Source organism: Streptomyces sp. NPDC033229 (assembly GCF_055576875.1).
This window is the reverse complement of the sequence record NZ_JBVIQR010000030.1, coordinates 1-26,473: the sequence shown is the minus strand read 5'-3', so window position 1 is coordinate 26,473 and position 26,473 is coordinate 1. Positions and strand designations below refer to the sequence as shown.

The following is a 26,473-nucleotide window of genomic DNA, read 5'->3' as shown; positions in this document are numbered from 1 at the left end:
CGGCGTGAGCGGGACGCGCTCGGCGCGGGGGCCGAGCGCGAATCCCCCGGCGTGATCCGGCCCGCCGCGCGGGTCAGCGCATCACTTCCCCGGCGTTCACCAGCAGCGACTGACCGGTGATCGCCCGCGCGCGGTCGGAGGCCAGGAAGACGACGGCCTCCGCCACGTCCCCGTCCGTCGCGAGGTCCGGCAGCGCCATCCGGTCGGTGAGCCGGGCCCGTACGACGTCCTCGGGCACCCCTTCGCTCTGGGCGGTGCGCCGGACGTGCTCGCGCACGGGCGGCCCCCACATCCAACCGGGCTGCACGGTGTTGACCCGGATGCGGTGCGGGCCCAGCTCGCGCGCCAGCGAGTACATCGCCGAGACGAGGGCGCCCTTGGACGCGGCGTACGCGGTCTGGCGGACCTGGGTGGGCGCGGCCACCGAGGACTGGGTGCCGATGAGGACGACCGAGCCGCCGCGCTTCCCGAGCGCCGGCAGGCAGGCGCGGGTCAGCCGCAGCGCGCCGAGGAGATTGACGTCGAGCACCTCCCGCCACGTGTCGAAGTCCGCGTCCTCCAGGCCGCCGAAGTGCCGGTCCAGTGCCGCGACGTGGACGACCGCGTCGAGGCACCCGAAGCGGTCCGTGGCGACAGTGGCGAGGGCGTCGCACTGGGCCTGGTCGGTGATGTCCGTGGCGAGATGGGCGGTGCGTTCGCCCGACGGGTCGATGGCCGCGGCGGTCCGGGCGAGGTTCGCGCCGGTCCGGGCGCCGAGGACGACCCGGGCCCCGTCGCGGACGCACGCCGCCGCCACTCGCCCGCCGAGACCGGGGCCGACACCGGACACGAGTACGGTCTTGCCGCGCAGCAGCATGGGACGGCACCTTCCGTGACAGCAGAGCTGACGGTAAGTCAGCTGGACTTCAGGTTAGGTCCGCGTCCGGCGGCGGCGCCATGCCCCGCCCAGTGTCGACAGGGCTCCACATTTGACGCTACGTCAGCTAGACCTGTGGGGCATGACGACTGACGACACCTGGGGCGTGAATGCTGACGACGCCCGCGGCCGGGTCTACGGCGAGCTGGCCTCCGTCGGGCCCTACGGGGTGCGCCCCGGCCACGCCCTGATCACCCTGGTCGAGCCGGACCCGGGCCAGGAGCGCGCGTACAACCGCTGGTACGAGGACGATCACTTCATCGCGGGCGCCATGGCCATGCCGTGGATCTACGCCGGTCGTCGCTGGGTGGCCACCCGGGAGCTGCGGGAGCTGCGACACCCGGCGGAGTCCGCCGTCGCCCGGCCGGTCACCGCCGGCTGCTATCTGTCGGTCTACTGGATCACTGAGGGGCGCTACGACGAGCACATGCGGTGGACCGTCGGCATCAACAAGCGGTTGAATCGCGACGGCCGTGTCCACCAGGCCCGTCGCCATGTCTTCACGGCCTTCCAGGACCACGAGGCGACGGTCTACCGGGACGGCACCGAGGGGCCGCGGGACTTCCACGCGCTCGACCACCCCTACGCGGGCCTGGTTCTGGAGGTCATCGACGCGAACGGGCCGCGGGAGCGGGGAGGGCTGCTGCGATGGCTGAGCACCGAGCGGCTCCCGCAGCGCCTCGCCGGATCTCCGGCCGCGATGGTCACCGTCTTCCGGCCGACACCGCTGCCGGGTGACCGTATGAGCTATGTGCCGCAGGTCGAGGGAGTCGACACCCGGCTGACCCTGCTGTGGTTCCTCGAACGGGACCCACGCGTGTGCTGGGAGGAACACTTCGCCGGGCGCGGGGCGGACGTCGAACGCACCGGCCTCGGCCGGGTCGAACTCGCCGCCCCCTTCATCCCGACCGTCCCCGGCACCGATCGCTACGTGGACGAGCTGCGCTGACGACGACCGTGGAGGCACGGAAGCCGCCCGCGCGGTGCCTGCAAGGGGGGGCGACGGCAAGCCCCCTCGGCCATGACGGCTTTCAGACGAGAGGGCTGTGCGCGGAACTGCGTATGGATTCTCAATCAGAGCCGGATCAGAACGCCGGGGTCAGAGGTCGTACGAACCATCGTTGACGGTCGTCACGAACGAGGACCAGGCGTGGGGGGTGAAGGTGAGGGTGGGGCCCTGCGGGTCCTTGGAGTCACGGACCGCGATGGCCTGCGGGAGAGGGGAGGCGACCTCCACGCAGTCGCCGTTGGCGAGCGAGTGGGAGGACTTGCGCCACGTGGTCTTTCCCTGGTGAATAGCCATGATTACTCCGATGCCTGTGAATGCTGCCTGTCGGTTCAACGCCGGTTTCCCGAAGCGATCTCGACGTTACGCGCCAACATCACCTGATGAATGGCCTGTTCACTCGACCGGATGGCATATTCCAGGCGCCTCTTCACAGACAGAGGTCTCGGGTGTACGGTGCGCGACCTTCACGGCGGCGGGCCTTGCCTGGCCTTCATGGGGCCCTCATCGGGCCTCCTGGGCCTCGTCGGGCCCCACCCCGTTCAACGTGCGGACCTCAGCTGCCCCACTCCTCGGCCACCCGGCTCATGAACTGCCGCGAATGCTCGGCGTTGAGGGCCTGCATTCGCAAATGCTCGTACATCACGCTGTACGTCTGCACGTCGTTCGGCTTCTCCAGGTAGAGATCGCTGGTGATCCCCTCCAGGTAGACCGTGCTGGCGTCCTGCGGATCGTGGAACTCGAGGATGGAGAACTTCCCGTACATCCCCGGATGCGCGCCCACGTCGTAGGGCAACACCTGCACGGTGATGTGCGGCTGGAGGCTGAACTCCACCAGGTGCCGCATCTGTTCGCGCATGATCGCGCGGTTGCCGACGATCCGACGCAGCGCCGACTCGTCGATGACCGCCCACAGTCGCAGCGGGTTGTCCGGATCGGTGATGCGTTCCTGCCGGCGCATGCGCACCTGCACCCGCCGCTCGACGTCCGCCGCCGTGGCCTCCGGCCAGGAACCCTCGGTCACCGCGCTCGCGTAGTTCGGGGTCTGGAGCAGACCGGGCACGAGGGAAGCCTCGTACACGCGCAGCGAGGAGGCGTCGGTCTCCAGACCGATGTACACGCTGTACGGGATGTCGCCGAAGGCATGCCACCAGCCTTGCTGACGCGACTCCTTGGCCATCTGCATCAGCGAATCGACGATGCGATGGTCCTCGACGCCGTACACCCCGCACAGGTCGCGGACGTCGCGCTGACTGATGCTGCGACGGCCGTTCTCCAGTCGGCTGATCTTCGACTGCGAGACCAGTAGCCGCTCGGCCACCTCCTCGGCGGTCATGCCCTTGAGTTCGCGTAGCTTGCGCAGCTCCTGCCCCAAGCGGCGCCGTCTTACGGTGGGATTGACACTGGACGCCACGGGACGCACCTCCGGCTCCGTCATGCTGCTGTCTCCTGATCCGCAGCCTGCCACCACTGGCCGGGGCGGCGCTGGAAAATGCCGACACAGAGTCCGCTTGCGGTGACCGGTGCCCGGCCGCCGGCGAGGGGCGATCGCGCACCCGGGTCAATCGCGCACCCGGGGTCATCCGCGGCGGGACCGCCGGCCACGCGCGAGGCGTGAAACGCGAACACGCACGCGGGGTGGTGGACCGAGCCGCCGTCCGGGACGGGCCGGCCCACCACCCCGCGTGCTGCTGCGGCTCCCGAACCGGATCATGGGGACTGCGGTGCGGTCGGTGGAGCGGAGGGTGTAGCGAGCGGTAGTGCGGTTGATCCATGGGACTGGTGTGCTTGGTTGCTCAAGATTGTGCTCAAGGTCGGTGCTGGTCGTACGAGCGGGCGAACGCCGACGGCCAAGCCGTCTACGAGGCCCCCGCACGGGCCATCACGGCCTCCTGGTGCACGGGCTGCGCGGGAACCCCGGCGGACTCCACCGAGGGCCGGCCGGAGGTCGACCTGCGCCCCGAACCGCCGCCGGCGCGGCCACCGCCGCCCGCACCCGCCGTGGCCGGTGCCCGGCGCGGCTGGGCGGCGACCCCGTTCTGCACGTCCATCACGGCGTGCGCCACGAGCCCGCCCATCGGGTCGTGCCTGATCAGATCCCGGAGCCGGGAGCGTGAAGAGCGGCCCTCGTTGCCCGGGTACAGATGCTTGCCCAGACCGACCGCGTGGGCCAGTGCGGCGAGCGCCGCGGTCCGCGGGTCCGGCGGCACGCCGGTGCGGATCGCGCTGTCCAGCCGGGCCCTGATCTCCCGGCTGATGGCCGTGTCCGTCGCCTGGTAGCGAGTCGTCGGCAGCACCCCGCACATCTGGCCCGCCACGGCATGCACCATGCCGCACCGCTCCAGGTGTGTGAGATACGTCTGGCGCAGCCCCAGCCGGGGCCCGCCGATCCAATGGACGGCGCGTACCGGACTGCCGCGGCGACGCAGCAGCTCCAGTGCGGAGTCCAACGTCGGATCTCCTGTCGGCCGTGGCATCACCACGGCGATACGATCCCCGTCTGGGGCTATCCGTCCAGCCAGAGCCAGCTCCACTAGCTGTGCCCCGGCCAGGCCGAGGTCGAGCGACTGCGGCTGCGCCGTGGTTCCCGTGGCCGGGTCCAAGGCGAGCAGCAGAAGCTCCTCCGGAATTGTTCTGCGGCTCCTGCCCATCCATGCCTCCCCGCGTGGATGAGTGACAGGGTGACCCCTCTCACATTGGTCTGTCGAGAGTGCGTGGTGGCTTCGGGTGGGAACCGGTAGGTATGTCGTCTCGTCTAGCACGTGGATGAAGCCGGGCGAAGCCCTGTGACGGTGCGGTTGCGCTTCTGCGGCACAGGACACTGGTAGACGTTGGGAAAGTTCGGGCAGCGGGGTACTGGGTTCTCCGCCTCGGCGTATGACGTGGGAATTCGAGGAGGCATCGGTGGCGGGCGAGTCCCCCGACAAGTCGGAGCAGCGGAAGTCGTCGGGGGAGACGACTGGCGGCGAACGCGACCCGAGGCTCGGAGTTTTCCGAGAAGCGACGGTCAAGACCTCTTCCTCGGAGTCCCCGAAGCGTTCGGAGTCCCCGAAGCCCTCGGAGTCCTCAGCTTCCGGTTCCGAGCCGGTGGCATCTGCGAAGCCGGCGACGGCATCGGGTTCCGGCGCGGCCCCGGCCAAGGGTCGGGTAGTCAATGCGATTGCAAAGCCCTCGGCTGATTCCGGGGTGGAGTCCGACACGAAGTCCGAGGCGAAGTCCGGGGACAAGCCTGGGGACAAGTCCGAGGTGAAGCCCGGGGCGAAGCCCAAGGTGAAGGCGCCCGCCGAGGCCCCCGGCGAGGTCCCCGCCGGGGACGACCGTCTGAAGGCCGCCGTCGCCGCGTGGGTGGCGAACGCCGACGACACCGACGGGAGCGACGGCGTGGAGCCCGGAAAGCCCCGGGAGTCCGCGAAGTCCACCCACAAGCCCACCGAGAAGTCCGACGCCGAGGCAGCGGCCACCTCTGACGACAAGCCTGCCGCGAAGCCCGCCGGCAAGCCCGCCGAGAAGTCCGGCGAGGAGGCGAAGGCGGCAGACGCTCCCACCGGGAAGCCCGTGGACCGGCCGACCGCCGCGTTCGGCGTGGTGAAGCCGAAGAACGGCACGGCCAAGCCCGCCGAGGCCCCGGCGAAGAAGCCGTCCGACAAGCCGTCGGGCAGCGCAGCCGACAAGCCGGCCGACCAGCCGACCGCCGTCTTCGGTGCCGTGAAGCCGAAGAACGGCGCCGCGAAGCCCGCCGGGGCCCCGGCGAAGAAGTCGGCGGACCCGGCAGTCGACAAGCCGTCCGGCAGCGCGGCCGACAAGGGAGCCGACAAGCCGGCCGACCAGCCGACCGCCCTGCTCAAGGCCCCTGCCGCCCCGGCCTCGGGCAAGGCCCCGGCCTCGGGCAAGGCCTCGGGCAAGGCCCCGGCCCCGGGCAGTACGCGGCCCAAGGACACCGCGGACTCGGACTCGGAGCGCACGAGCCAGTTCGTACCGCTGAAGTCCGACACCCCCGCCGCCCCCGCGAAGCCCGCCATACCGGTCAGCGTCACCCCGCCGACCGGTGTGCCGAAGGCGCCCGCCGAGGCCGAGCGGACGAAGCAGACGCCACTGCCCCCGCAGTCCGCCGCGGGTGCGGAGCCGGCGGCCCCGGCCGCGCCGCTGGACCTGCTCGCGCAGCTGACCAACACCCCGCCGCCGCCGGAGACGCCCGTCCGCACCGCCGTGCGCCGGGTGAAGATCTGGACGCCGCTGGTGGCGCTGCTGCTGATCATCTTCTGTGCCGTGCAGGCGTTCCGCCCGCTGCCGGACCCGACGCTGAAGCTGACGGCGAGCAAGAGCTACGCCTTCGACGGCGCCAAGCCGTCGCTGCCGTGGCCCACCGAGGGCCAGGGCTACGTCGAGGTGTCGGGGCTCGGCACGATGGGTTCGTTCGGCGAGCAGAAGCCCGTGCCGATCGGCAGTGTGGCCAAGACCATGACCGCGTACATGGTGCTCAAGAACCACCCGCTGAAGCAGGGCGAGAACGGCCCGATGATCGACATCGACTCCAAGGCCGTGTCCGACGCGGGCAAGGAGTCGGAGGGCGAATCGGTGCTGAACACCGTGAAGCCCGGCCAAAAGATCTCCCTGCGGGACGCCCTGTCCGCCGTCATGATCCCGTCGGCGAACAACATCGCGCGACTGCTCGCCCGGTGGGACTCCCAGTCCGAGGAGGCGTTCATCAAGAAGATGAACGTCACCGCCAAGGAACTCGGGATGAAGAACACCACCTACACCGACGCGAGTGGCCTCATGGAGACCACGGTCAGCACCGCCGAGGACCAGGTGAAGCTGGGCAAGAAGGCGATGGAGATCCCCGCCCTGGTGGCGATCACCAAGCTGCCCTCGTGGAAGGACCCCTCCGGCACGACCCACCGGAACTACAACACCCTCGTCCCCTTCGACGGCGCGATCGGCATCAAGACCGGCAGCACCACGAAGGCGGGCGGCAACCTGCTCTTCGCCGGCCAGAAGGAGATCGGCGGGACGACGCAGCTGATCGTCGCCGCGGTGCTCGGGCAGCACAAGGCCCCGATCATCGACACGGTCAACGCGGTCAGCAAGAAGGTGCTCATCGCGGCGCAGGGCGAGCTGAGGGACCACAAGGTAGTCAAGAAGGGCGATGTCGTCGGCCGGGTGGACGACGGCCTCGGCGGTACGACGCCGGTCGTCGCGACGAAGGACGTCACGGCTGTCGGCTGGTCCGGCCTCACCGTGGGCCTCGCGCTCAACGACGCCGGCCGTAAGCTCCCGCACTCGGCGAAGGCCGGGACCGAGGTCGGACAGCTGACCGTAGGCAGCGGGCCGGGTCAGGTCCGGGTGCCGGTGACGCTGAAGAAGGACCTGGCGGAGCCGTCGTTCGGGTCGAAGCTGACCCGCCTCGGCTGAGCGGAACGGATGTGACACGGCCGGGTCCGTCCGCCGGACCCGGCCGTGACGGGTGGCGCGGCTCCTGGCCCGTACGAGTGCGTACGGGCCGGGAGCCGTTTCATCGTTCAGGGCCCGTCGCGACGGCGTGTTAGCGTCGCGAAGGTTGACGTATGGCACGGCCCGACCGAAGGGAAGACGTCGGGGGAAGACGGGGAGAACCGCAGTGACCACCGTGGGGCCGGCGCGTGCCGACAAGCCGCAGGATCCGGACGACAGAGGCGATGGCGTCCCGTCCCGGATAGGGAAAGCGGAGCAGGGCGCCGACGCCACCCGCCCGCCCGCGCCCTGGTGGCGCAGGGTGGGCCGGCGGGCTCTGACGCGTCCCGTGGCGACGACGCTGATCGTCGCCGCCGTGCTGCACGTGATGTGGTTCTGGCTGTTCGCGAACAGCGGCGGCGACCTCGCGGCGCAGGACGCGTGGGCGGAGTTCGCCCTCCAGCACCCCGACTCGGCGTACAACCTGGCGTGGTACGGCGGTATGCACCCCGTCTCGTACAGCGTCATCTCGCCGTATCTGATGGCGCTGCTCGGTGTGCGCTCGACGATGATGATCGCGGGCACGCTCTCGGCGGGGCTGATCGCGATGCTGCTGGTGCGCAGCCGCTCCGTCCGTCACCCGCTGTGGCCGGCGATGTACGGCACCTTCGCGCTGACCTGCAACGCGATCTCGGGGCGTGTGACCTTCGGGCTCGGCATGATGTTCGGCCTGGCGGCCGTCGCCGTCATCTTCGCGTGGCCGGTGCGCTGGCGCAGCGAGGGCAAGTACCGCTGGGGGCGGGCCGCGCTCGCGGGCCTGCTGGCGGGGCTGGCGACGGCGTCGAGCCCGGTGGCGGGCCTGTTCGTGGGCATAGTGGCCGCCGCGCTCTTCCTGAGCGGCCGCCGCCCGGCGGCGTACGCGCTGGGGGTGACCCCCGTCGTGGTCGTCGCGCTGTCGGCATGGCTGTTCCCGTTCTCCGGCCAGCAGCCGATGGAGTTCACCTCGGCGATCCTGCCGCTGCTCAGCGGCGTCTTCGGGTGGGTCTTCGCGCCCAAGCAGTGGCGCACGGTGCGGATCGTCTCGGCCCTGTATGTGCTGGGTGTGGTGCTGGTCTGGCTGATCCCCTCCCAGATCGGAACCAACATCTCCCGGCTCGGCATGGTCTTCGGCGGTGTGGTGCTGATCGCCGCGCTGCCGGAGCTGAAGAGGCCGTCCCGGTCCCAGCTGCTGACCGTGGGCCGCATGTGGACCGCGGTGGTCCTCGCGGTCGTGACGATCACTGCCTGGCAGTCCACCAACTCCATCAGCGACATCGTGCACACCACCCCCGCCGCGTCCTGGGCCCGCGAGGTGGCACCGCTGGTGGACAGGCTGCAGCGGGTCGAGGCCGAGCGCGGCCGGGTCGAGGTCGTGCCCGCGCGCAGCCACCGCGAGGCGTCGGCCCTCTCTCCGTACGTGAACCTGGCACGCGGCTGGAACCGCCAGGCCGACATGAAGCGCAACCCCCTCTTCTACGACACGCCCAGCAGGCTGAACGCCACCACCTACCGCGCCTGGCTCGACCGCTGGGCGGTGCGCCACGTGGTGCTGCCCATCGACGAGCCGGACCACGCGGCGGTCGACGAGGCCAAGCTGGTCGCCGGGGGACTGCCGTATCTGCGGAAGGTGTGGTCCGACGATCACTGGCGGCTGTACGAGGTGCAGGACCCGAAGCCCATCGCCGAACCCCCGGCGATGGTGGCGCGCACGGACGCGGACGGGATGACGGTCACCGTGAACAACGCGGGCCGGGTTCTCATCCGCATTCCGTACTCACCCTGGCTGGCCCTGATCGACGAGGACGGCAAGACCGTCCAGCCGCCGCGGATCGGCCCGAAGGGCGAGCCGCCGGTCAACGTCAACGGCTGTCTGACCAAGCACCCCGAGAAGGCGGGCGAGGACGAGCCGGAGGACAACTGGACGGTCCTGCACGCGCCGCACGCCGGTACGTACCGGATCGCGGCCCCGTACAAGCTGCCGCGCGGCACGGGCTGCCCGGACGACCTGGTGAAGTAAGCAGCAGGAGGCCGGTCGAAGTGTGGCGCAGGCCGATCGAAGCGTGACGTAGGTCGGCTGGAGCGTGAAGTAGGCCGCCTGATGCGCGAGCGGGTGAACCGAGGAGAGGTTCACCCGTTCGCCATTTTCGGGCACGTACGTTCGGTAATCACGCCATCGCCGCCCGTGACCAGCTCTTATGTGTGGGGGCGGGCCCACCCGCCGTGCCCCGGGCGGTCTTTCTGATGTGACGTCAGGGTGCAGGCGGGGCGAAACGCCGTTTCGCTCGGTTTGAGGAGCGTGGAACCCCGACTACATGCGGCACATCGGTGTGCCGCGGCCGCGCTCGCGGAGGAACGAGCATGCGTACAGCACGAGTGTTCACCGGGACCGCCCTGTCCATAGCCGCCGTCGCTCTCGCGGGCGCTCCCGCGCTCGCCGCCGGCACGTTCGAGAAGCTGGAGGTCTCGCCGGGCAGCGTCCAGCCCGGTGCGACGGTCACGGTGAGCACCTCCGCCTGTGGCCGCGACGGTGCGGGCACGGGTGATGCCAGCGCCGTCGGCGGCCCGGCGTCGTTCCAGCTCAAGACGGGCACGCACAAGGAAGTCGTGGTCGGGCAGTTCAAGGTCCCGATGAGCGCCAAGCCCGGCACCTACGGCATCGGCGTCACCTGCAAGAACGGCCGGGAGGCCACGGGCGACCTGGTCGTCACCAAGGGCTCGGCGACATCCCCGGCCCCGTCCGCCTCCAGCCCCGCCAAGCCGCCCAAGGGCGGCATGAAGACCGGTGTCGGCGGCGCGAGCGAGAGCGGCTCGGGCACAGCCGAGATCGCGGCCGGCGCGGGCGTCCTGACCGCCGCCGCGCTCGGCGGCTCCTGGTACCTGCGCCGCCGCGAGAGCGGCGACCGCGTCTGACGCGAGCCGCCTCCGTCCCCCGGGCGGCCGAGTCCGCCCCCGGTTCCCCGGACGTACGCACGGCGTCCGGGGGCCGGGCACGGCCGGGGCCCGGTGCCCGCCCTGAGATCGCCCCGTTCCGCCGCGGTGGAGGACCCGGATGCCTCGGACGCGACACAAGCGCAAGAAGTACCAGCGGCGCCGGGAGCACCAGCGCCAGGCGGCGCGGCGCCGCGCGGTCGGCCTGGCCGGCCGGGAGGACTCGGTCGGCCGGGTTGGCCGGGCGGCCCAGGGCCGTCAGTCTGTTTTGGCCGACTCGGCGGCCGACTCTGCCGGGCCGGCTGGCCCGCCGGCCCCGTCTGCCCCGCCAGATCCGGATGGCCTGACCGCCCCGTCCGGGCCGCCGCGACTGCGGCGCGTTTCCCGGCACAGGACCGTGGTCGCCGTGGTGGCAGCGGTCGCGCTGTGCGTCGGGACCTGGCTGATCGAGCGCGGCACGGAGTCCGGCGCGCCGCCGCCGCAGCCCTCGAAGGCGCAGGCGCTCCGGACCGACGGCGGTCGCAACGCGTCGTCCGTCGCGCCGCTGCCTCCCTCGCCCCCCATCAGCGTCCGCATTCCCGAGATCCGCGTCGACGCCCCCGTCAAGCCGCTGGGCCTGCTGCCGGACGGCACCCTCGACAGCCCCCCGGCCGACAACAGGAACCTCACCGGCTGGTACGCCGCCGGCACCCAGCCCGGCGCGGTCGGCACCGCGATCGTCGCCGGGCACGTCGACACGGCCGCCGGACCCGCCGTCTTCTACGGCCTCGGCGCCCTCAAGAAGGGCAACACGATCGAGGTGCGGCGCGCGGACGGTCGTACGGCCGTCTTCACGACGGACGCGATCGAGGTCTACGACCGCACGGAGTTCCCGTCGGAGAAGGTGTACGGGGCGTCCGCGCGGGCGGAGTTGCGGCTGATCACCTGTGGTGGCGGCTTCTCCGAGGAGACCGGGTCCTACCTCGGCAACGTCGTCGTCTTCGCCCATCTCACGGGCGTGAAGACCTGGTTCGGGGGCGGGAGCCTCTTCCGGGCGCCCGGTTCACCAGTCGATCTCAGGCTCGGGTTCGGGCCCGAAGTCGGGCTCGGGACCGAACTCGGAGTCCGGCCCGAAGGCCGAGTCGGGCCTCGGCGCTGACTGCGCGGGCCGGCTCGGCTGGCTCTGACTCTGGCCCTGGTCCTGTCCCTGGCCCGAGTGACCCGACTGGCCCGATGCCAGGCCCGCGAGGACGTCGAGGATCGGCTGGCCGTACTTCACGAGCTTGTTCTCGCCGACACCGCCCACCGTGCCGAGCTTGTCGAGGGAATCGGGCATCAGGGTCGCGATCTCGCGCAGCGTCGCGTCGTGGAAGATCACGTACGCGGGGACGCCCTGCTCCTTCGCGGTGGCCGCGCGCCAGGCGCGCAGCGCCTCGAAGACCGGCACGGCCGCCTCGGGCAGATCGACGGGCGCGGCGCGCTTGCCCGAGCCGCTCTTCGACGCGCTCTTCGCCGCCCGGCCCGGCTTCTCCGGCTCGCGGCGCAGCAGCACCTGGCGCTGCTTGCCCAGCACCTCGGCACTGGCGTCGGTGAGCACGAGCGTGCCGTAGTCGCCCTCGACGGCCAGCAGCCCCTGCGCCAGCAGCTGCCGCACCACGCCCCGCCACTCCGCGACGCTCAGCTCGGTACCGATGCCGAAGACGGTGAGCCCGTCGTGGTCGTGCTGGATGACCTTGGCGGTCTTCTTGCCGAGCAGGATGTCGATGATCTGCCCCGCGCCGAACTTCTGCCGCCGCTCCCGGGCCAGCCGCAGCACGGCCGAGAGGAACTTCTGGGCGGCGACCGTGCCGTCCCAGGTGGTCGGGGGCGTGAGGCAGGTGTCGCAGTTGCCGCACGCGGTGCTCTGCTGGCCGAAGTACGCGAGCAGCCGGACCCGTCGGCACTCGACCGTCTCGCACAGCGCGAGCATGGCGTCGAGGTGCGCCCCGAGCTTGCGGCGGTGGGCGTCGTCGCCCTCCGAGCCGTCGATCATCTTGCGCTGCTGGACGACGTCCTGGAGGCCGTAGGCCAGCCAGGCGGTGGAGGGCAGACCGTCACGCCCGGCACGGCCGGTCTCCTGGTAGTAGCCCTCGACGGACTTCGGCAGATCGAGGTGGGCCACGAACCGCACGTCGGGCTTGTCGATGCCCATGCCGAACGCGATCGTTGCGACCACGACCACACCGTCCTCGCGCAGGAAGCGCGACTGGTTGGCGGCACGGGTGCGCGCGTCGAGACCCGCGTGGTACGGCACGGCGTCGACGCCGTTCTGCGCGAGGAAGGCGGCCGTGTCCTCGACGCCCTTGCGCGACAGGCAGTAGACGACGCCGGCGTCACCGTCGTGCTCGGTGCGCAGCAGCTCCAGCAGCTGCCGCTTCGGGTCGTTCTTCGGCGCGATGCGGTACTGGATGTTGGGCCGGTCGAAGCTGGCGACGAAGTGCCGGGCGCCCTGCAGGCTCAGCCGCCCCGCGATCTCGCCGTGGGTGGCCTCGGTGGCGGTCGCGGTCAGCGCGATCCGCGGCACGTCCGGCCAGCGCTCGTGCAGCGCGGACAGCGCGAGGTAGTCGGGCCGGAAGTCGTGGCCCCACTGCGCCACACAGTGCGCCTCGTCGATGGCGAAGAGGGAGATCTTGCCCCGGTCCAGCAGCCGCAGGGTGGCATCCACGCGGAGCCGCTCCGGCGCGAGGTAGAGCAGATCCAGCTCCCCGGCGAGGAACTCGGCCTCGACCATCCGCCGCTCGTCCATGTCCTGCGTGGAGTTGAGGAACCCGGCCCGCACACCGAGCGCGCGCAACGCGTCGACCTGGTCCTGCATAAGCGCGATCAGCGGCGAGATGACGATGCCGACGCCGGGCCGGACGAGGGCCGGGATCTGGTAGCAGAGCGACTTGCCGCCACCGGTCGGCATCAGGACCAGCGCGTCACCGCCGCCGACGACGTGCTCGATGATCTCCTGCTGATCCCCGCGGAAGGCGTCGTAGCCGAAGACGCGCCGCAGGACGCGCAGGGCATCGGAATCGCCCGTGCTCTCGTCCTTGATCTGGGCGGTGACAGTGGTGTCGGCGGGCGCGGTGGGCTCAGCGGGATCGGCCATTCGGGCAGTCTACGAGGATCCACCGACACCGCAGGGCGGTCGATCATGATCGGCCATTTTGGGGCAGGTCAGGACAGGGAAGAGGCCGGCAGGAGTGACGCGAAGCACGGCGGCGCCTGGCGGCTGAGGCCTGTTCGGCGGGTCATGGGGACGCATCACCGCTGCGCGGCGGTGTCCTCAATCGCCGGACGGGCTGATATCGAGCCCGTCCGGGGGCACCTCCCAGCGGTAGCTGGGGGAGATTGAGGACGCGCCCGCAGGGCGCTCGCCGCCGCAGGCGACACAGCGGCCGGCAGTCGAAGGGCCGCCGGTCAGGCGAGAGGCGGCACAGTGGCCGGCAGCCGAAGGCCCGCCGGTCAGACGAGAGGGGCAACGACGGCTCGCAGCCGAAGGCCCGTCGGACAGGCCCTAGGCGACCTCTATCCCGTACTCCTGCACCAGCGCCTCCAGCCCGCCCGCGTACCCCCGCCCCCCGATGACGAAGTCCCAGTCGCCGCTCGCCCGCCTGCGGAAGGAACCGAGGACGAGAGCGGTCTCGCCGGGCCGCCCGTCGGACACCTCCAGCCGGCCCAGCTCGGCACCCGAGGCGTCCGACAGCCGGATACGGGCGTCGGTGAACCCCGACAGATCCGCCTGCGGATTGGCCTCCGGGTCTATCGCGGCGACGAGGACGAGCCGGTCGGCGCCCTGCGGCAGGGCGTCGAAGGTGACCCGCACGGCGGCCTTGTCGGCAGCCGGTGCGGGTACGGCGCGAACGGAGCCGTCGGGGGTGCGCGGGTTGTTGTAGAAGACGAAGTGCTCGTCGCTGAGCACACGCGTGCCGTGGCAGACGAGGGCGCACACGTCCAGAACGACACCGCCGGACCAGGACATGCCCAGCACGTTGTAATCACCGTCGGCGGACTCGGTGTCGGTGTCGGTGTCGGCGTCGGGCACGGCGGATGCGGTCGCGCGGGTACCTCCCCCGCTTTCTCCGCCCAGCCGCCCGCGCAGCCCGTGCTGCCGGAGCAGCTCCACCAGCTCCTCCCCGGACACCAGCGTCAGCGGCTTGCCATTGGCGAAGGCGTACGAGCCGGGGCCGAACTTCGAGGTGGTCACGAGGACACCCTTGTTGGCACCCGCGCCCTGGACGGTCCCGTACAGATCACGGACGGCGGTCGGCGGCACGGTCTTGCGGTACCGCTTGACCTGCACGATGATCCGCCCGCCGCTGATGGGATCCGGATCCAGTGCCTCGACGTCGACACCACCGTCATTGGAACGCTGCGTCATGACCGCACGCATCCCCCGGGCCCGGAACAGCTCGGCCACCAGCCCCTCGAACTCCACCGGATCCATCGCGAACAGATCCGGATCGTCGCCACCACCGTGCGAGACGACCCCCCGCCCGACCTCGTCGGGCAGCCGCCCCGGCCGGACGGCCGCCAACTGGTCGGGACGGGCCGACAGCAACCCGCCGAGCCCTTCGGTGAGGCAGTCGACGGCGCTCACCTGCTCCAGATGCAGCTGTCCGAAAACGGAACGGGGGACGGTGACGGCGGCGAGGAAGATCTGGGCGAGCCGCCCGGTGACCGGGTCGTGCTCGTCGACGAACCCGTTCAGTGCCACGGACTCCAGCGCCCCGAACTCGTCCGCCGCGAACAGATCACGCAACGCCAGCAGCACACACTGCGCGAGCACGTCCCGGTACAGCGCCCGCCGCTGGGTGACCGGCCGGGCGACCTCCTTCTCCTGGTCCGCGTTGACCATGTACCGCACCGACTTCGTCTCCGGCACGATGTCGAACCCGGGCAGCTCCCAGTTCAGCACCAACTGCCGGGCGCCCGGGTCGTACGACGCCGACAGCTGATGCGGGAAGTCCTCCGGCCAGGCGGTCGAGGCGTACAGCGCCGCCGAGAAGTACTCGACGACCGCGTCCGGATCCCCCTCGCGCAGCGCGGACGCCATCTCCGCGATGCCGGCGTTGTACCGCCGGATCTCCGCGAGCTGCGCCACGGCCCACGCGTCGTACTGCCGCCGGTACGCGGCCAACTGCTGCTGCCGCTGCGCCTCGGCGGCCTGCGCCGCGTGCCAGTCCCGCTCGAACTCGGCCCGTGCGAACCGGTACTGCGCCGGATCCGGCATCGGCACGGGCTGCGCGAGATGCCCGGGGGCGAACGCCTCCACCTGCTCCGCCCGCGCGAGCGCCCCCGTGGTGAACCCCGGCGCCCGGCACCCCACCACGAGCAGCCCGGTCAGCTCCTCGACCCGGGCCTCGATCTCCTCGGTCCGCCGCCGCGCCTCGGCCTCCCGGGCCTGCCGATAGGCGGCCCGCTGCTCCCGGTCGAGCCGAGCCGACTCCCGCTCATAAGCCCGCCGCTCCCGCTCCAACCGCCGCTGCTCCTGCACCTCCGCCCGATGCCGAGCCTCCACCTGCCGCTGCTGCTGCCGCTGCGCCTCGGCCCAGACGCCGATCAGTCCATTGGAGCGACGACTCATACGGAAACATGCCCTCCCCTCGGGACGCGGGACGTCCCGGAACCGCGTACTGGCCCCACAACCAGCGGTAATGAGATCCGACTTTAGTCGGTTTGGGGCGGTGCGATCATCAGGTTGGCGAGAGCATGCGGTTCCCGGCGGCAGGTGAGCGCTCGTGCGGGAGGACCACGCACTGGCAGCACGGGGCGCGGTCGACAGCACCCCGTGCGGACGTTCAGAGGGGCCGCGCCCCGTGGGCCGCCGTGATTGCGTCGATGCGCCCCGCCAGGTCGAAGTCCGCGACAGTGAGCCGGTGGCCCGCGTCATGGGTGGTGATGCCGAAGCGGACGTGGTCCCAGCGGAGGTCGATGTCCGCGTGGTGGCCGATCAGCCGCTCGATGTCAGCGACGTGCACGATCAGCGCCACGCCCCCGTGATAGCGGATGCCGAAGGTGCGGGTGATCTCATCGCCCGACCGCTGCCAGCCAGGAAGCTCCCGTAGGTGCTCCGTGATCTCCGCGTCCGTCAGTGGGACGATTGCCTCCGCCACGTCATTCCCTACTCGTCACAGACGTCAGTACTCGTCGACGATACGAGGGCTGGCGGAACCGCAATAGTCCGAGCCCGGTGGCTTGCTACGCGTGTCGGCCGCCGCCCCACGGGCCGTGCAGGTGGAGCCCGTGATGCCGGTGGGCGGCGTGGACGCGGTCCGGGTGGTCGACCTCGTCCGCATGCCGCTCGTGGAGGTTGGGGACGGCGTTGCTGAACTTGAAGTCGACGATGCGCTCGTCGCGGCGGGCCTCCAGGGCGTAGATCGCGAAGACCACTACGGCGGCCATCAGGACGATCACGGCCAAGCTGATGACGATCGTCATGGTTCTCACATCCCTTGGGCAGGGACCGGCCTCCGGGCGCGTGGGTGCCGGTGATTCCAGGCTACTCCGACTGCTCGGTCCGCTCTCCCGGCCAGTCCAGCACCAGCCGTGTCGCCCGGGGCAGGGCGGCGACGATGAGGTCGTAGGAGTCCTCGATCATTTCCCGTACGAAGAGGTCCGGCAGCGACCCGCCCTCCAGCGTCACTGTGTTCCAGTGCCGCTTGTTCAGGTGGTAGCCCGGAACGATCTCCGGGTGAGCCTCTCGGAGCCGCACCGCGAGTTCCGGGTCGCATTTGAGGCTCACGGTCAGTGGGGAAGCGGTGAGCGTCGTCAGGGCGAAGATCTTGCCGCCGACCTTGAAGGTGCAGACCTCGGGGTGGCGCGGGAAGGGGTATTCCGCCGTCGTGCCGTTCAGGTTCAGGCACGTCGCCCTGAGCTCGTCCGGGGTCATGGGGTCAGTATGCCGGTGCTGTGTCGCGGGGTGCGGCGGCGCGTTCCTGACCTCGGGCGGGTTGCGTTCCGCCACGCAGCGAGCGGAACGCCCCGCGCTGTTATCTGAATCTGCCGGTGCGGATCGCCGTGACGAGACCACGCACCTGCCCGTAGCTCAGGAGGAGGGCCGGTCCCGTCGGATTCTTGCTGTCCCGCACCGCGACGACCTCCTCGTCCACTATGCCGAACTCGACGCACTCGGACACTGCGCCTGATGCCTGCGACTTCCACCATCTGACCTGGAGAGTCGAGGCATCGTCTATACGACTCATGTCGTCTTCCTTATCTCTGCGATGCGATCTGCGGACTCCTCGACCGGGAGCGCGGCAGCGCGCAAACGTTCGAAGGCGCCTTGATAGACGCCTACCTGCTCGCCGTCCTCGATGTAAAGAGCTGACGTGAGGCTTTCGATGTGGACGACGTCGAGGTCGGAGTGGCCGTCGAAACCGAGGATCCAGAACGATCCCATCTGCCCCGCGTGGAGAGGGGAACCCGCTGGCATCACCTGGATGTTGATGTTGGGTCGGCGGCCCAGGGTGAGCAAGCGCGTGAGCTGATCGTGCATCACGTCCTCGCTCATGCATCGCGTGCGAAGTGCACTCTCGGCGATGATCACCTGAAGGTCGAGCGGTCGTTCGCGCGAGGTGAGGACGGCCTGACGCGCAAGCCGGACCTCGACCAATGCGTCCGCTCTCTCCATGACCGCAGCCGACATCGCCGTACTCGCGATGATCTCGCGAGCGTAGTCGGCGGTCTGGAGCAGGCCGGGGATCGCGCCCATCTGCCACGACCGCACGGACGTGGCATCGGCTTCCAAAGAGATCAGATCCTCGTGCACCGGTGACAGAACATCGCGGTACGACTGCCACCATCCGCGACGCGCCCCCTCGGCCGCCAAGGCGAGCAACGCAGCCCGAAGTTCGCCGTCGTCAACCTCGTACAGGCTGAGTAGCATCTCGACGTCGCCGGACTTTGCCGCGCTGCGCGCCGTCTCCAGTCGGGACAACTTGGCGACGGTGATCCTGCCCGCCGACTTCTCCGCGACGTCTTCCAGGGTGAGCCCCAAGGCATCTCGGAGCGCGCGCAGTTTCGCCCCCAGCCTGCGCCGACGCACTGTTGGTGTGCTCACGTGCCCCTCCGTCATTGCCTTCTGACGGCCAGTCTGCCGCCTATCCGCCGTCCGTGTCATGCGTGCTGATCACTTGTTCGCCATCACTCTCGCCAGAGGATGCAAATTCTCATTCGTTCGTGAGACGGCTTGCGCCATAGGGAGTTGGGAAGCACTCTAGGGTCACGAAAAGTCACCGTGCGATCACTGCCGTGACGATATTCGGCGCTGGTCAGCACTGTCCATGAGGGGATTTGCATGGTGATCACGCAGTCTTGCCCGTTGCACCCGCCTCAAGGTCAACCCCCTGCGGGTGCGGCACTCCAGCAGGTCAAGTTCCCGAGTACTCCGGAGTCGGCTGCGGCGGCCCGGGGCTACGTCCGTGAGGTCATCGGGCGCGAGGCGCCCGGCATCACCCCTAGTCGGATGAGCGACGTCCAACTCGTCGTATCCGAGCTCGTCACCAATAGCGTCCGCTACGGCACCGAGCCCGAGGACAGCCTCGCCGTGGCCGTCGGTGCCACGCCTGACAGGGTGCGTATCGAGGTGCACGACCCCAGCCGTCGACGGCCATACTTCAAGCCGGCGTCCACTGAGAGGCAGCGGGGACGCGGCCTGTTCATCGTCGACGAGCTCGCCACCGGCTGGGGCGTCGACGACAGACCGTTCGGGAAGATCGTCTGGGCGGTGCTGGCATGGTGACCGTCGATGGTGCGGCTCTGTCTCTGAGCCGCTCACCCCACTTGGTGCGCCGGACTGACCTGATCAACGTCGCGGGCGGGTCCGACGACCGGTACCTCTGCCTCGGCTGGTTCGTCAAGAGTGGCGCCAAGGTGGAGGAAGTACTGCCCGCCTGGGGGGTGGGCGAGCTCGCCCATCTTCCCGTAGGGCGAGCGTGGGACGTCGTCCGTCTCCCGGCGGCGGACGGGTGGCGGGCCGTGATGGGCCTTTTGGGCCGCGTTCCGGTCGGACCGGTGCTGCACACCGGCATCAGCGTCGAGGTCTTCGTGCCGATCGACTCGGCAGACGCCTGGACCACTCCGCGAGTATCCGTACTCAAGTCCGGGGATCTCATCGGCGTTCCGCACCCTTCCTTTACTTCCCCGCGGATTCAGCGGGCGAAGTCATGGGTTGTCGCCCCGAGCGCTGAGTATGCGCTGACCAGCGCGGATGATTTGCGCTTCGCCTACGCCGCGACGATGGCGGAGACCAGAAAAGAGGCGTGCCTGCGGTGAGGAAATGGAAGGAATTGAATCTGCGGGAGCAAGCCGTGCTGCCGACGCCCACGGGCGGCCGACTCGTATCCCTTCCTCATACCTCGGGTCCGGCGGCACTCTGTTCCGTGTGTCGTACCCAGCAGACGGGCGGCCATGAGATGACGCGAGTCGCGGACAGGGGCAGGCAGGCCGCCTGTCTGCACGGACCTCGCATCCAACCAGCGCCGAGGCCGAGTGCTCAGCCATTGCCGGTCCGACCTGTCACGAGGAGCACCGATGTGGGTGCACTGCTGGCAGCGCTTATTCTCCTCGTGGGCGCCGTCTGGTTCCTGATTCTGGGAGCTCGGGCGTTCCTGGATCCGTAGGGTGGTCCGGTCAATTCCGAGACACACTGTGTAGCTCAGCGAAGCCGCCGTGCCCCTAACTTCCTGGGCCATCACTGTGCAGAGGAACAGAGGAATCTCGTGGCTACGCTCATCACTGATCACCCGGCGTGGGCAGTTTCCGACTGCGGGCCCATGGCTCGTGCCGTGCTGGTTCACGGCAAGCCATGGTCCGTCCGTTGGGCTGGGGCCGTCCTCGAACTGGACTCCCTAGGCGAAGCAACGGGCGCTCCTCCTCGCGTCGACCGGACTTCGGATGGACAGCTACCCAAGACGTTGCCCGCTCCCTTGCAGAGCGCTCTGTTCGGCCTCGGTGCCGTTGTGCGCCTGCCGAACCCGTCCTTGTGGGACGCAATCACCACCGCCATTTTGCGGCAGGTTGTACGAGCCGCACAGGCCCGCGCGCTCTACCGCCGATGGTGCACCGCCTACGGCACGCTCGACACCCCTAGCGGCCCCGTTGCGTTCGCCCCTGCCCCCGAGGTGGTGCTCGGCCTGCCCGATGATGCGTTCCGTCAGATTGGCGCCGCCTTCCACCGCACCACCTTGCAGGCCGCAGCTGCGGCGTACCTGCTGAACGCCGACGCCTGGTGTGCGCTCGACGCCGACGACCTCGTCAAGGCGCTCGACGACATCCCTCGCGTGGGCCCATGGACTGCCTCGGCCGCCGCCGCCGACTTCACCGGCGACTTTTCCGTGTATCCGCACGGCGACCTCGCCGTACGGACTTGGGCCCGACGCGCAGCACCAGACGCATCCCTACCTGATGACGCCCGTTCATTCGCTGCTGCCTGGCAGCGGTTCGCGCCCGACCGCGCACAGCTCCACGCCCTGACGCTTTTCACACTCGCTTGGGGGATTCATGCCCGCACAGCCGAGCACGACGGAGCACCAGCAGACCACGCCTGACCTGATCACCGGCGCCGACCCCTCCCGACCCCTCGACGCCCTGTTCGTCAACGCCCCGTTACGGGACTACTCCCTGCGTCCCCGGGTGAACGACTACACCCTGCCCGTGCTGGGCCTCGCGTACATCGCCACCTATGCCGCCCGTGCTGGGCACAACGTAGGCGTGCTCGACGCCGAGGCCCATGGGCTCGGCGTCAGCCAGGCCCTCGCCATCGTCAACCGCGCCCGGCCCCGTTGGGTCGGAATGAACCTGCTCGCCCCCACGTACGAACTATCGGCGCGCATTGCGGAAGGCCTCGACCAGAACATCGCCCTCATGGTCGGCGGACACCATGCCAAGGCGATGCCGCAGCGCATCCTCGCCGACCCGCGCCTGGCCCGCACGAGCGCCTTGGTACTGGGTGAGGGGGAAACCCGCGTCGCCGCCTTGCTCGACGACGTGAGCCGCCGCGCAGAGCTTCCCGGGGTCATGTGGCGAGACCGACTGCTCGGCACCACAGCCGCCGGCATCGCCCACGGCAGGGACGCCGCGCCCTGGCTCGCTCCCGACATCAACGAGCTGCCGTTCGTCGACCGGGTGTATCTCACGCAGGACCCCTACCGGGCCGACGACGGCCGGACCGAGGCGAACGTTGTCGGTTCGCGTGGCTGCCCGTACGACTGCGGGTTCTGCGGCGCCGCCGTCTCCGCGAACCCCGACATCACCATCCGCATCCGGACGCCCGAGAACATCGTCGAAGAGCTGCACCGCCTGCACACCGACCACGGCGCGACAGCCTTCCGGTTCGTCGACGACCTGTTTCTCGGCGCCGCCCGCGTCATCCGCCCCACCATGCGGGCTTTCACCGCCCACAGGATCGGCGAGCGGTATGTCTGGGACGCAACCGGTCGCATTAACGTGCTGCACCGCGCCGACGATGACCTGCTCGACGCTCTCGCCCGCAACGGCTTACGTGAAGTCGCCCTCGGTATCGAATCCGGCAGCAATCGCATGCTGAAGGCCATGGACAAGCGCATCACGGCCGAGATGACTGAGACCGTCACCCGCCGACTCCTTCAACGCGGCATCGGTGTCAAGGGATACTTCATCCTCGGATACCCCGGCGAACGGCTTGCTGACCTCAACGCGACCGTTCGCCACATCCACAACTTATGGAGCCTCGGCGACACCTTGCCGGGTATGTTCCGGGCTTCCGTCTTCGAGTTCCGGCCCTACCCCGGTACGCCCGTATGGCAGCAGCTCACTGCCGCTGGTTACGCGCCCGACGCCCTGCTTGCGTACGCCGACGTCGACTTCACCGACCAAGGCGCCGACGAGTCCCTCCGCGACCGCGATGAGTTCAACTTCTCAGTCGGCATCCAATTCGGCGACGTTCCCCTGCCCGTGCTTCGGTCCACCCTCGCCGGCCTCGCCCGCGAGCAACATGCCCGCACGCACCGGAAGGAGGGTTCGGCATGACGCAACAGACCGGTCGGCTCATCAGCCTCGACGGCCCTGGAGGCGTCGGGAAGTCCACCATGCTCGCCACACTCGCCGACCTGCTACGCCAACGCGGCAACCTGGTCCACACCACAACGGAACCGTCGAACAGCGCGCTCGGCCGTTTTACCCGGGCCAACGCGGACCAGATCCATGGGCGTGCCCTCGCCTGCCTCGTCGCCGCCGACCGGTACGAGCACATCCGCACCGAGATACGCCCGCACATCGACCGTGGAGAAGTTGTCCTGTGCGACCGCTACCTTGCTTCCACACTCGTCTTGCAGCGCCTTGACGGCGTACCGGAACGCTTCCTGCTCGATCTGAACGCCGAGATCCTGCTGCCCGACCTCTCTGTGATCCTCACCGCCACTCCGCAGACGATCACGCACCGGCTCACGGCTCGCGGGGCGCACCACCGGTTCGAGCGAGATCCCGAGGCGCCGGCTCGCGAGGTCGAGCTTTACGAACGTGCCGTACAAACACTGCGGGGGATGGGGGTGCCCGTACTGGTCGTCAACACCTCAGGGATCACCCCGTCGGACGCAGCCGCCGGGATCGCCGCCGCAGTGCGGGCATCCCCCGGTAGCGTCACTGTCAGCCTGACCAAACGCACTTGATCGCATCCCCCGAAGAGAACCCCGGAGCGCCACCGTGCAAGAGACCTGGGACACCGTCGAGCAGCTCGTCGATTGGCTCGACGCAGAAAGCACTGTGTCGCCGGAAGTGGCGCGCCTGCTTCGCGTACTGAAGATCAGCGAAGAGGCCGGCGAGGTCGCCGAGGCGATCCACGGCGTCATCGGCTCCAACCCCCGTAAGGGCAACAGCCACACGTGGGACGACGTGCAATCGGAACTGTGCGACGTGATTCTCACAGGCATGGTCGCGCTCAAGACGATCACGCCGGACGCTGCGAAGGTGTTTGGAGAGCGGCTCGCCTGCGTCGCTGAGCGGTCTCTGAACCGTTAGTCCGCGTGCCCATTCCCGATCGGGCGGCCTGGCCTGTGATGCCCATCACAAGTCGGGCCGCTCCGATGTCCAGGGTCTGCCATCTCAGATCGAGGCATCACCGCGTCGGTGGCGCTCTTCGATGCCCCGATCCGCGCGCTTCAGAGTGCTGACCTGCGGGGCAGCAGTATCTCCGTGGGAGTCATTCAGGCGAGGCGGGGGGATCGTGCTGCTGGGGCGCTCCGCCCGTGTGCCCTCACATTCACGGCGAGTGCTTGCGCACTCCAGTCCCGAAGAGATCTCGCCGCTCATGGCTGGATCCCGCATCCAAGCTTCCTCGGCAACGGGCATCAACTACCCTTTGCGTTCGTTATGTTGTTGGGATCGTTGCAGGTCGGCCAACGAAGCTGACGGCGTGATCGCGAATCAACGGGGAAGGTCTTGGACGGCGCCTATCCGCTCCTCGCTGCTGTCGGCGTGGGCTCCTTGGTCATGCTTGCCGGTGTCGCCGGTGGAGCATTCCTCGTCATTGCAGCCCAGCGAAGCGCTCGTCGCGTACAGCGCGAAGGGGATTCCGGCGCCCTGCCTGGCGACGTAGTGGCGGATGCATCGGCGAGCCGCAGGCAGAGTCTTATGCCTCATCCGTCCCCAGCAGTTGAACGCCCACGGAGAGAAAGGTTAGGGACGATGGAGGCCGCTCCGCAGGACACTGTGGACAGGGTGCATGCCCTAATTGAGCACAAGAAGGTAATGGCTGAAATCCGGGTCGCCTTACGGATTAGGACAATTCAGACGGCCGCCCGCTGGGTATCCGGAGTTCTTGCCGTCGTCCTGCTCTTCGCTTTCGTTGTCGCGAACGTGGCCGTCGGATGGTCCGCTATCGCCCTCGCGAACAAGCTTGCCATCCCCGTCTTTGTGCTCAGTGCCGGGACCTTCTGGGCGGTCCGTTCCATGGAAGAACGCGCAACGGGGAACTACAGAAAGACGGCACGTGATCTAAAGATCGAATTGGAAGCGGCGGAAGAACTGCGTCTCTTGGACGCCGCTCGCCTCGGACTTCCAGTCCCAGACCGCCAATACTCATACAAGGATTCAATCCCGGCAGAGCTTGAAAGTCTGCGAAAAGACGGAAAGCGATACCGAAGAAAGCACAACGTTGCCCAATTCATCATCATCGTCGGGTCGCTGAGTGCAACCGCTGTCTCTGCCCTTGCCGACACGCCGCCTCCCCTCAAGTACTGGGCTGTGGGCATCACATTCTCCGTAGGTGCAGCGGCCGGTTTCACTGGTTACTACAAGTGGCGCGAGCGGGCGTTCTACCTCCAGCAGACGTCGGACGACATCGAACGCCACGCTACTGCTTTCGAGTTGGGTATTTACCCCTACGACCACCCTGACGAGCACACCAGGCTGGCCATGCTCGCCAAGGAGGTCGAACTCCTGAGAGTCGAGCAGCGCAAGCGCGAGCAGCAGCTCGACCAGCCGCACGAAGGGAGCGCAGAGGTTGTCTAGGACGGAGGAGGCGCCAGTAGCGTGATGTGTGCCTGATCCGCGCTGAGGAGCCGTAGCCGGAAGGCCTGCCTCCGGGCTGAGGCGGGGCAGCCCTTTCCAGCTCCCGTTGGAACAGGCCCAGCCGCGCGTTCAGTGGCCCCCGCGAAGGCCCGGTCCATTGCCTCGGCAGCCGCATCTGGAGCAACCTGCTCGATCTCCTCGGTCACCTCTCGCTCGTCGAGCACGAAGAGTCGTCCGCCCACGATCGTCGTAGTGGGCCTCCAGCCGAGACGGCAGCCATCCTCTCCGGCGGCACGCAGGACGCCTCCGGAGCGCCGACGACCTTGACCTGCGGTGTCTCTCCCCACGCCTGCGGGGATGGACCCTGCGGTGATCTCCCGCCTTCCCCAGGTGAAGCCTGCTCCCCGCGCTGGGGGAATGCCCAGGTAGTGCGCCGAGAGAGCGAAGGCTGTCATGAGTGCGTCCCCCTTGGGGGACGACAAAGCCCCCCGGACTTGGTCCGGGGGGCTTTCGTCAGGCGTTTTGCCTGGTCAGGCAATGTGCCCCCGGGCAGATTCGAACTGCCGACACCCGCTTTAGGAGAGCGGTGAGAACTTTCGTGATCGCGTCGACTTTGTGCGGTCGTAGTCCCATAACCCCAGGTCAGACGCCATAAGGCCCAAACCCGAGCCCGGCATCCGTAGAGATCCGTCGACATCCTTCGCGTTCTTGCTGTCCCCATCCTGTCCCCACCGCCCCCTCACGACCAGGGCGAATGCAGGCGCTCACGAGGCCCCGCACAAGAAGCCGCAGGCCAGGCAGGGAAACGAACCGATGACCACCGCTCTAGGTTCGCGATCTTTCTCAGACCGCCCAGCCGAGCGCAGGAGATAGACGCCTTCGACGGGGCATGACGCCGCAGGCCGACTTCAGTGCCGGACCTGCCTGGGCGTCGTGTTCCTGATCAGGGTGAGGCGGGAAGGATCATGCGCTGGGATGGGATGTCCCAGATGCATTCGCGGTAGAGGCGGGTGAGGTCGGGCTCGGCGAACGGGTCGTCGGCGTTGCACGGCTCGTATCTCAGGTCTGGGGTACGGCGGCAGAAGAAGCCGTACTCGGCGCACTCGGTGAGGCCGGGGTGCTGGCCGGTCCAGATGGTGTTGCACGCGTGCCCTTCGTGGCCGCAGTCGCGGCGCTGCCGGCCGGTGAGGGCGCAGCGGGCGGTGGTGCAGTTCTCGGCGTGGAAGGTGTTGCGAGGGGCGCTGCACGCGCGGCAGGCGTCAGCGGGGGTGCTGTCCTCGGTGGTGGTGAGGTGGCCGAGCCACAGGGCGCGGAGCTGCTGTTCGTAGGTGTCCTTGCTGATGACGCTGTGGAGGCCGAGGGTGCGGTGGATGAGCTCGCGGAGGCAGGGGGTGGGCAGTTGTGCGGTGGCCCAGTGGAGGACGAGGCCGCGGGTGGGGTGGGTGTAGGCGCGGCCGGTGCGCATTCGGGTGGAGAACTGGAGGGGCATGGCGGGGTTGGTGGTGTGTGCGGTGATGGCTGGGCCGTGCTTTTCCAGCCATCTTTGGCCGGTGGCAGCGTAGAGGTTTGCTAGACGAGTCATTCCGATGTGATCAGTGGTCATAAGCGATCAAGGAGCGTATGACGGGCTGGCCGGTCTTGTGGTTGTGCCAGATCGCGGCGGC

Annotated in this window: 24 protein-coding genes and 1 tRNA gene; 12 read left to right on the top strand and 13 right to left on the bottom strand. The window is 69.2% G+C overall.

What is annotated here, in order from left to right; genetic code table 11:
* Positions 1 to 73: 73 nt before the first annotated feature.
* On the bottom strand, positions 74 to 856 hold the full coding sequence (locus ACZ53N_RS24760; protein ID WP_469142979.1) for an SDR family oxidoreductase: 783 nt from the start codon (positions 854 to 856) through the stop codon (positions 74 to 76).
* Between the two features lie 142 nt (positions 857 to 998).
* Here ACZ53N_RS24760 and ACZ53N_RS24755 point away from each other — a divergent pair, with 142 nt between their 5' ends.
* On the top strand, positions 999 to 1,865 hold the full coding sequence (locus ACZ53N_RS24755; RefSeq protein ID WP_469142978.1) for a hypothetical protein: 867 nt from the start codon (positions 999 to 1,001) through the stop codon (positions 1,863 to 1,865).
* 150 nt (positions 1,866 to 2,015) lie between these two features.
* Here ACZ53N_RS24755 and ACZ53N_RS24750 read toward each other — a convergent pair whose 3' ends face one another.
* The 3 genes from ACZ53N_RS24750 to ACZ53N_RS24740 all read right to left on the bottom strand — a co-directional run bounded on the left by ACZ53N_RS24750 (position 2,016) and on the right by ACZ53N_RS24740 (position 4,573).
* Positions 2,016 to 2,219 (bottom strand): DUF397 domain-containing protein, encoded by a 204-nt coding sequence (locus ACZ53N_RS24750; RefSeq protein WP_130879085.1) that lies wholly within the window; start codon positions 2,217 to 2,219, stop codon positions 2,016 to 2,018.
* A 259-nt stretch (positions 2,220 to 2,478) separates the two neighbouring features.
* Entirely contained in the window at positions 2,479 to 3,336 is an 858-nt protein-coding gene (locus ACZ53N_RS24745; RefSeq protein WP_469143026.1) for a helix-turn-helix domain-containing protein, read from the bottom strand.
* A gap of 445 nt (positions 3,337 to 3,781) precedes the next feature.
* Entirely contained in the window at positions 3,782 to 4,573 is a 792-nt protein-coding gene (locus tag ACZ53N_RS24740) for a GOLPH3/VPS74 family protein (RefSeq protein ID WP_469142977.1), read from the bottom strand.
* 535 nt (positions 4,574 to 5,108) lie between these two features.
* Here ACZ53N_RS24740 and ACZ53N_RS24735 point away from each other — a divergent pair.
* From ACZ53N_RS24735 to ACZ53N_RS24720, 4 genes are all read left to right on the top strand, one after another.
* Complete coding sequence (locus tag ACZ53N_RS24735) at positions 5,109 to 7,334, top strand: D-alanyl-D-alanine carboxypeptidase family protein (protein ID WP_469142976.1); 2,226 nt, start codon at positions 5,109 to 5,111, stop codon at positions 7,332 to 7,334.
* Between the two features lie 205 nt (positions 7,335 to 7,539).
* Positions 7,540 to 9,408 (top strand): MFS transporter, encoded by a 1,869-nt coding sequence (locus ACZ53N_RS24730; RefSeq protein WP_469142975.1) that lies wholly within the window; start codon positions 7,540 to 7,542, stop codon positions 9,406 to 9,408.
* Positions 9,409 to 9,749: 341 nt separating this feature from the next.
* The gene (locus ACZ53N_RS24725; protein ID WP_469142974.1) at positions 9,750 to 10,301 is read left to right on the top strand and encodes a hypothetical protein; all 552 of its coding nucleotides are present in this window, start codon (positions 9,750 to 9,752) and stop codon (positions 10,299 to 10,301) included.
* Between the two features lie 424 nt (positions 10,302 to 10,725).
* Positions 10,726 to 11,457: a class F sortase gene (locus ACZ53N_RS24720; protein ID WP_469142973.1), complete on the top strand. Its 732-nt coding sequence runs from the start codon at positions 10,726 to 10,728 to the stop codon at positions 11,455 to 11,457.
* On the opposite strand, the gene recQ is transcribed toward ACZ53N_RS24720, so the two are convergent.
* The 7 genes from recQ to ACZ53N_RS24685 form a co-directional block, all read right to left on the bottom strand.
* The gene (recQ, locus tag ACZ53N_RS24715; RefSeq protein WP_469142972.1) at positions 11,362 to 13,431 is read right to left on the bottom strand and encodes a DNA helicase RecQ; all 2,070 of its coding nucleotides are present in this window, start codon (positions 13,429 to 13,431) and stop codon (positions 11,362 to 11,364) included. The two genes, ACZ53N_RS24720 and recQ, sit on opposite strands and share 96 nt — an antisense overlap.
* Positions 13,432 to 13,839: 408 nt before the next feature.
* A complete protein-coding gene (locus ACZ53N_RS24710; RefSeq protein WP_469142971.1) occupies positions 13,840 to 15,909 on the bottom strand; it encodes a restriction endonuclease in 2,070 nt (689 codons plus the stop codon).
* 214 nt (positions 15,910 to 16,123) lie between these two features.
* On the bottom strand, positions 16,124 to 16,438 hold the full coding sequence (locus tag ACZ53N_RS24705; RefSeq protein ID WP_469142970.1) for a 4a-hydroxytetrahydrobiopterin dehydratase: 315 nt from the start codon (positions 16,436 to 16,438) through the stop codon (positions 16,124 to 16,126).
* An 85-nt stretch (positions 16,439 to 16,523) separates the two neighbouring features.
* On the bottom strand, positions 16,524 to 16,763 hold the full coding sequence (locus ACZ53N_RS24700; RefSeq protein WP_469142969.1) for a hypothetical protein: 240 nt from the start codon (positions 16,761 to 16,763) through the stop codon (positions 16,524 to 16,526).
* A 61-nt stretch (positions 16,764 to 16,824) separates the two neighbouring features.
* Positions 16,825 to 17,214: an MmcQ/YjbR family DNA-binding protein gene (locus tag ACZ53N_RS24695; RefSeq protein WP_469142968.1), complete on the bottom strand. Its 390-nt coding sequence runs from the start codon at positions 17,212 to 17,214 to the stop codon at positions 16,825 to 16,827.
* A gap of 100 nt (positions 17,215 to 17,314) precedes the next feature.
* Positions 17,315 to 17,527, bottom strand: a complete 213-nt coding sequence (locus tag ACZ53N_RS24690; RefSeq protein ID WP_365205351.1) for a DUF397 domain-containing protein — start codon at positions 17,525 to 17,527, stop codon at positions 17,315 to 17,317.
* Positions 17,524 to 18,384, bottom strand: a complete 861-nt coding sequence (locus ACZ53N_RS24685; RefSeq protein ID WP_469142967.1) for a helix-turn-helix domain-containing protein — start codon at positions 18,382 to 18,384, stop codon at positions 17,524 to 17,526. The genes ACZ53N_RS24690 and ACZ53N_RS24685 overlap by 4 nt, the downstream gene beginning before the upstream one ends.
* Positions 18,385 to 18,621: 237 nt before the next feature.
* Between ACZ53N_RS24685 and ACZ53N_RS24680 the strand changes: the two genes are divergently transcribed.
* From ACZ53N_RS24680 to ACZ53N_RS24650, 7 genes are all read left to right on the top strand, one after another.
* Positions 18,622 to 19,065: an ATP-binding protein gene (locus tag ACZ53N_RS24680; RefSeq protein WP_469142966.1), complete on the top strand. Its 444-nt coding sequence runs from the start codon at positions 18,622 to 18,624 to the stop codon at positions 19,063 to 19,065.
* Positions 19,059 to 19,598, top strand: a complete 540-nt coding sequence (locus ACZ53N_RS24675) for a hypothetical protein (protein WP_469142965.1) — start codon at positions 19,059 to 19,061, stop codon at positions 19,596 to 19,598. The genes ACZ53N_RS24680 and ACZ53N_RS24675 overlap by 7 nt, the downstream gene beginning before the upstream one ends.
* Before the next feature lie 653 nt (positions 19,599 to 20,251).
* Positions 20,252 to 20,872 carry a DNA glycosylase family protein gene (locus ACZ53N_RS24670; protein WP_469142964.1) on the top strand — a complete coding sequence of 207 codons (621 nt, stop codon included), beginning with the start codon at positions 20,252 to 20,254 and terminating at the stop codon, positions 20,870 to 20,872.
* An 85-nt stretch (positions 20,873 to 20,957) separates the two neighbouring features.
* Positions 20,958 to 22,331, top strand: a complete 1,374-nt coding sequence (locus ACZ53N_RS24665; protein WP_469142963.1) for a B12-binding domain-containing radical SAM protein — start codon at positions 20,958 to 20,960, stop codon at positions 22,329 to 22,331.
* Positions 22,328 to 22,969, top strand: a complete 642-nt coding sequence (gene tmk, locus ACZ53N_RS24660) for a dTMP kinase (RefSeq protein ID WP_469142962.1) — start codon at positions 22,328 to 22,330, stop codon at positions 22,967 to 22,969. The genes ACZ53N_RS24665 and tmk overlap by 4 nt, the downstream gene beginning before the upstream one ends.
* A gap of 34 nt (positions 22,970 to 23,003) precedes the next feature.
* Entirely contained in the window at positions 23,004 to 23,318 is a 315-nt protein-coding gene (locus tag ACZ53N_RS24655) for a MazG-like family protein (protein WP_469142961.1), read from the top strand.
* 666 nt (positions 23,319 to 23,984) lie between these two features.
* Positions 23,985 to 24,809 carry an SLATT domain-containing protein gene (locus ACZ53N_RS24650; protein WP_469142960.1) on the top strand — a complete coding sequence of 275 codons (825 nt, stop codon included), beginning with the start codon at positions 23,985 to 23,987 and terminating at the stop codon, positions 24,807 to 24,809.
* Between the two features lie 540 nt (positions 24,810 to 25,349).
* Here ACZ53N_RS24650 and ACZ53N_RS24645 read toward each other — a convergent pair.
* Together ACZ53N_RS24645 and ACZ53N_RS24640 are read right to left on the bottom strand one after the other, a co-directional pair.
* Positions 25,350 to 25,468, bottom strand: a tRNA-Arg gene (locus ACZ53N_RS24645).
* A gap of 284 nt (positions 25,469 to 25,752) precedes the next feature.
* Complete coding sequence (locus ACZ53N_RS24640) at positions 25,753 to 26,391, bottom strand: hypothetical protein (RefSeq protein ID WP_469142959.1); 639 nt, start codon at positions 26,389 to 26,391, stop codon at positions 25,753 to 25,755.
* Positions 26,392 to 26,473 lie beyond the last annotated feature (82 nt).